Source organism: Sphingomonas sp. URJC2 (genome assembly GCF_059803575.1).
The window spans coordinates 1-4,798 of the sequence record NZ_JAPFGX010000069.1; the positions used below are offsets into that span (position 1 = coordinate 1).

Here is a 4,798-nt window from a genome sequence, read left to right on the forward strand (position 1 = left end):
GGCCCCGCTCGCCGCGGCCGATGCGCCGCCGCCGCCCGCTTTATGGGTGCGCGGCGAGCCGGCGGCGCGGGCGCTGGCGCGCCATATGCTTGGCCATGCCGATCTGGTGCTGGGGGGCAGCATTGCCGACTGGCCGCTGGTCGCCGCCGCCGCCATCCCGGCGCGGCTGGTGCGGACCGATCCCGCCGAAGGCCTGCTCGGCCTCGTCCCCGCGCGGAGCGACGGGCTGGCGGGTGATCCTGCCAACCGGGCGGCGCTGGCGATGGCGATCGACCGCGAGGCGCTTGGCCGGCTGCTCGGTGCGCCGCGCTGGCGGCCGGACATTGCCGTCCTGCCCCAGCCCTATGGCGCGGGGGCGGCCCCTTATCTTCCCGCATGGGCCAATAGCGGGCTTGCCGAACGGCGGGCGACCGCTGCCGGGCGGATCGCCATGTGGCTGGCGCGCGGGCGCGGGCGCATTCCCGAAGTGCGGCTGTTCCTGCCGCCGGGGCCGGGCAGCCGGCTGGTGTTTGCAGCGCTTGCCGCCGACTGGCGACGGATCGGCGTCACCGCCCGGCCCGCCAGCCGCGCCGAGGCCGATCTGGTGCTGATCGACGAGGTCGCGCCCGCACCGAGCGCGATCTGGTATCTGGCGCGCCTCGCCTGTCCCGCGCCGTCGCCCACCACCTGCCCGGCCGATGTCGCGCAGGCACTTGCCGCTGCCCGCGCCGCCACCGACCCGGCCGCGCGCAGCCGCCTGCTCGCCGAGGCTGACCGGGGGATCGGCGCGGCCACGCTCTACATCCCCATCGCCCGGCCGCTGCGCTGGTCGGTAGTCGCGCAGCGGTTCAACCTGTTCCGCGACAATCCCCGCGCGGTCCACCCGCTCGACCGGCTGATCCAGCCAAGGCGCTGACCCCTCTCGTCAAATCGCCGCCCGGCCCCCATATCGCCGGCACGGAGGATCGGACCCCATGGTGTCAGTCAACAGGATCGACGAACTGGCCGACCGGCTGAACCTTGCCCGCGACGCGCAGGCGGTGCGCCAGCGGGTCGAGGCGGTGGAGGCGGTGATGGAAAGGCTGATCACCATTCCGGGCACCGGACGGCAGTTCGGGCTGGACGTGATCCTTGATTTCGTGCCCGGCATCGGGCCGCTCGCCGCCTCGGCGCTTGGTGCCTGGATCGTGTGGGAGGCGCGCAATCTCGGCCTGTCGCGCTGGCAGCTGATGCGCATGGGCGGCAATGTCGGTGTCGATCTGCTGCTCGGCGCGATCCCGTTCGTCGGCGCGATCCCCGATTTCTTCTTCCGCTCGAACAGCCGCAACCTCAGGATCATCAAGCGCCATCTCGACCGCCATCATCCGGCGGGCGTCACCATCGATGCCATACCCGGCGGCTCGAAAATCCGGTAAATCAGGGGCCTAAAGCGGCCGATCCGATGCAACCGGATCGGAAACCGCGCTAGGCGGGGCTGAAATCCAGCCCGATATCGGCGGCCGGGGCCGACTGGGTGATGCGGCCGACCGAGATGTAATCGACCCCGGTTTCGGCGATGGCGCGGATGGTGTCGAGGCGGACGCCGCCCGACGCCTCGGTCGGCACGCGCCCGGCGACCAGCGCCACCGCGTCGCACAGCACCGGCGGGGGCATGTTGTCGAGCAGCAGCCGGGTCGCGCCCGCCGCCAGCGCCGGTTCGATCTGGTCGATCCGGTCGACCTCGACGATGATCTCGGCAATGCCGGCGGCGGCGGCGCGGCGCACCGCCTCACCGACATCGCCGGCAACCGCGACATGATTGTCCTTGATCATCGCCGCATCCCACAGGCCCATGCGGTGATTGGTCGCCCCGCCCATGCGCGTCGCATATTTTTCGAGCACCCGAAGCCCCGGAATGGTCTTGCGCGTGTCGAGCAGGGTCGCGCCGGTGCCGGCAATGGCATCGACATAGGCGGCGGTGAGCGTGGCGATGCCCGACAGATGCTGGACGGTGTTGAGCGCCGAGCGCTCGGCCGTCAGCATCGCCCGCGCCGCACCGGCCAGCCGCATCAGCGGCGCGCCGGCCGCCACGCGCGCCCCGTCGCGCGCCAGCAGCTCGATGTCGATATCGGGATCGAGCGCGCGGAAAAACGCCGCCGCCACATCCAGCCCCGCAACCGTGATCGCATCGCGGCTCGCCATCGTGCCGACAAACCGCGCCGCAGCCGGGATGACGGCGGCAGAGGTAATGTCCCCGCCCGCGCCCAGATCCTCGGCCAAGGTCGCCGCAACTAACGCGGACAGATCAAACCCGCTCGGCACTGCCATTGCCGTCGCCTCAGCCAAGGTCCGGGCGCAGCGGCCCCAGATCGCCCAACCCGACGGTCCCGCTCGCCATCGCGAGCATCCGGTCGAGGCTGCGCTTGGCCTTGAGGCGCAGTTCCTCGTCCAGCTCGATGCGCGGTTCAAGGTCGCGCAGCGCGATGTAGAGCTTTTCCATCGTGTTGAGCGCCATGTACGGGCAGATGTTGCAGTTGCAATTGCCGTCCGCACCCGGCGCGCCGATGAACTCCTTGTCCGGCATCGCCTTTTGCATCTGGTGGATGATGTGCGGCTCGGTCGCCACGATCACCGTCTGCGCGGACACGGTCTTGGCATATTCGAGGATCGCGCTGGTCGAACCGACGAAATCGGCATGGTCGAGCAGGTGCGGCGGACATTCGGGATGGGCGGCGATCGGCGCGTCGGGGTGGCGCGCCTTGAGCTTGAGCAGCTCGGTTTCCGAAAACGCCTCGTGCACGATGCACACGCCCGGCCACAGCAGCAGCTCGCGCCCGGTCTTGCGCGCCAGATAGCCGCCCAGATTGCGGTCGGGGCCGAAGATGATCTTCTGCTCCTTGGGGATCTGCATCAGGATCTTCTCGGCCGAGGACGAGGTGACGATCACGTCCGACAGCGCCTTCACCGCCGCCGAGCAGTTGATGTAGGTGAGCGCGATATGGTCCGGATGCGCGGCGCGGAACGCGGCGAATTGTTCCGGCTGGCAGCTGTCTTCCAGACTGCACCCGGCGTCCATGTCGGGCAGCACGACGATCTTTTCGGGGCTGAGGATCTTCGCCGTCTCGGCCATGAAGCGCACGCCGCAGAATGCGATCACCTCGGCATCGGTTTCCTGCGCCTTGCGCGACAGCTCCAGACTGTCGCCGACGAAATCGGCCAGATCCTGCAACTCGGGCCGCTGGTAATAATGGGCAAGGATGACCGCCTTGCGCGATGTGCGCAGCCGGTCGATCTCGGCCCTGAGGTCGAGCCCGGCCAGCGAGCCGCCAATCCCGTCGCGTGCGTCCATCGTTCCTGTCTCTCTCCATCACCGGCCGCGCAGCCCCGCGCCGGCCTTGCCGCCGACATAGGAGCGCGAACCATGAAACGCCAGCCTTGCGCCCGCCCCGGTCAGGCGAGGCGCCAGCGATCCTCGCCGCCCGGCCCGCCGGCCACGCGGCCCCGTGCCAGCAGGTCGATCAGATGGGCAAGCACCGACCGCCCGGCCGCGCCATGCAGCCGGGGATCAAGGCCGACATACATGCGCTGCACCATGTCGGGGATATGCTCCAGCCCCTCGCCCAGCAGCCTGAGGATCTGGCCCTCGCGCTGCTTGCGGTGACCGGCAAGGCCGCGCACCAGCCGCTGCGGATTGTCGATCGGATCGCCATGGGCGGGATAATAGACGCGGTCGTCGCGCGTCATCAGCCGGTCAAGGCTCGCCATATAGGCCGCCATGTCGCCATCGGGGGGTGCCACCACGGTGGTTGACCAGCCCATCACATGATCGCCGGTGAACAGCGCCCCGCTTTCGGCCAGCGCAAAGCACAGATGGTTGGACGTGTGCCCCGGCGTCGCCACCGCCGCCAGCGTCCAGCCGGGGCCGGACACCGCCTCGCCATCGCCGAGCACCCGGTCGGGCGCATAGCCGGCGTCGAACGCCGCATCGGCGCGCGGGCCGAGATCGTCGAGCACCAAAGGCGCGCAGCCGACCAGTTCGGCCCCGGTCGCGGCCTTGAGCGGCGCGGCGGCGGGCGAATGATCGCGGTGGGTGTGGGTGCACAGGATATGGGTGACACGCTCACCCGCCACCGCCGCCATCAACGCGGCGATATGCGCCGGATCGTCCGGGCCGGGATCGATCACCGCCACATCGCCGGTGCCGACGATATAGGTCTGGGTGCCGTGATAGGTGAACGGCCCGGGATTGGGCGCCAGCACGCGGCGCACCAGCGGTTCGAGCGTGATCGCCTGACCGGTATGTTCATGGTCCATGGGCGAAGCGTTGAAGCCCCGCCCCCGGCTTGGCAAGCGCCGATTTGGCGCAAGGGCCGGAGGCGGGGCCTATCGCAGGCAGTGGCTTACTGGCCGGCCTTCATCCGCGCGATCTGGGCGTCGATCAACGCCAGCGCCTCGGTCCGCGCACGGCGTCCCCAATCGTCGTCCGTCGCGGCCGACAGCCCGGCCCGCGCCTGTTCGAGCGCAGCCAGCACCGCCGCCCGGGTTTCGACCCGCACGGGGTTGCCGGGATCGGCGCGCAGCAGCATGCAGCGCCGGGGCGCTTTGTCATCGCCCGGCTTGGCGTCGCGGGCCTCGGCAGCCGACATCGCGCATTTGTTCAGCCCGGCCAGACGCAGCTGGACGCGCGGCATCGCAGCGGCGGCGGCCGAGGCTTCGTCGCCGATGATCGCGACCGTCGCCTGCGAACCGTCGCGCAGGACGATCGACGCTTCGCCCGGCGGGGCCGGCGGAGCCGGGGGCGCAGGCGGAGCCGGAGGGGCCGGCGGCGCGGGCGGCGCAC

At 70.6% G+C, this 4,798-nt stretch carries 5 protein-coding genes and 1 pseudogene; 2 read left to right on the plus strand and 4 right to left on the minus strand.

Annotated elements, in window-relative coordinates; genetic code table 11:
- Both OPU66_RS14655 and OPU66_RS14660 read left to right on the plus strand, forming a co-directional pair.
- Nucleotides 1-895, plus strand: an 895-nt coding sequence (locus OPU66_RS14655; RefSeq protein WP_498554388.1) for a periplasmic substrate-binding domain-containing protein, incomplete at its 5' end; no start/stop codon positions are given.
- A 58-nt stretch (nt 896-953) separates the two neighbouring features.
- Nucleotides 954-1,394 carry a DUF4112 domain-containing protein gene (locus OPU66_RS14660; RefSeq protein WP_498554389.1) on the plus strand — a complete coding sequence of 147 codons (441 nt, stop codon included), beginning with the start codon at nt 954-956 and terminating at the stop codon, nt 1,392-1,394.
- A 49-nt stretch (nt 1,395-1,443) separates the two neighbouring features.
- Here the strand turns inward: OPU66_RS14660 and nadC are convergent, their stop codons facing one another.
- The 4 genes and pseudogenes from nadC to OPU66_RS14680 form a co-directional block, all read right to left on the minus strand.
- Nucleotides 1,444-2,286 (minus strand): carboxylating nicotinate-nucleotide diphosphorylase, encoded by an 843-nt coding sequence (nadC, locus tag OPU66_RS14665; protein WP_498554391.1) that lies wholly within the window; start codon nt 2,284-2,286, stop codon nt 1,444-1,446.
- A gap of 10 nt (nt 2,287-2,296) precedes the next feature.
- Nucleotides 2,297-3,307 (minus strand): quinolinate synthase NadA, encoded by a 1,011-nt coding sequence (gene nadA / locus OPU66_RS14670; RefSeq protein ID WP_498554392.1) that lies wholly within the window; start codon nt 3,305-3,307, stop codon nt 2,297-2,299.
- A 101-nt stretch (nt 3,308-3,408) separates the two neighbouring features.
- Nucleotides 3,409-4,272 carry an MBL fold metallo-hydrolase gene (locus tag OPU66_RS14675; RefSeq protein WP_498554393.1) on the minus strand — a complete coding sequence of 288 codons (864 nt, stop codon included), beginning with the start codon at nt 4,270-4,272 and terminating at the stop codon, nt 3,409-3,411.
- An 86-nt stretch (nt 4,273-4,358) separates the two neighbouring features.
- Nucleotides 4,359-4,798: pseudogene (locus tag OPU66_RS14680) on the minus strand (hypothetical protein); the annotation flags it as partial.

What these genes read in the sequence shown, in the direction of transcription:
- OPU66_RS14660 (WP_498554389.1), top strand. Translation starts at nt 954, where the DNA reads ATGGTGTCAGTCAACAGGATCGACGAACTGGCCGACCGGCTGAACCTT.
- OPU66_RS14675 (WP_498554393.1), bottom strand. Translation starts at nt 4,272, where the DNA reads ATGGACCATGAACATACCGGTCAGGCGATCACGCTCGAACCGCTGGTG.
- nadC (WP_498554391.1), bottom strand. Translation starts at nt 2,286, where the DNA reads ATGGCAGTGCCGAGCGGGTTTGATCTGTCCGCGTTAGTTGCGGCGACC.
- nadA (WP_498554392.1), bottom strand. Translation starts at nt 3,307, where the DNA reads ATGGACGCACGCGACGGGATTGGCGGCTCGCTGGCCGGGCTCGACCTC.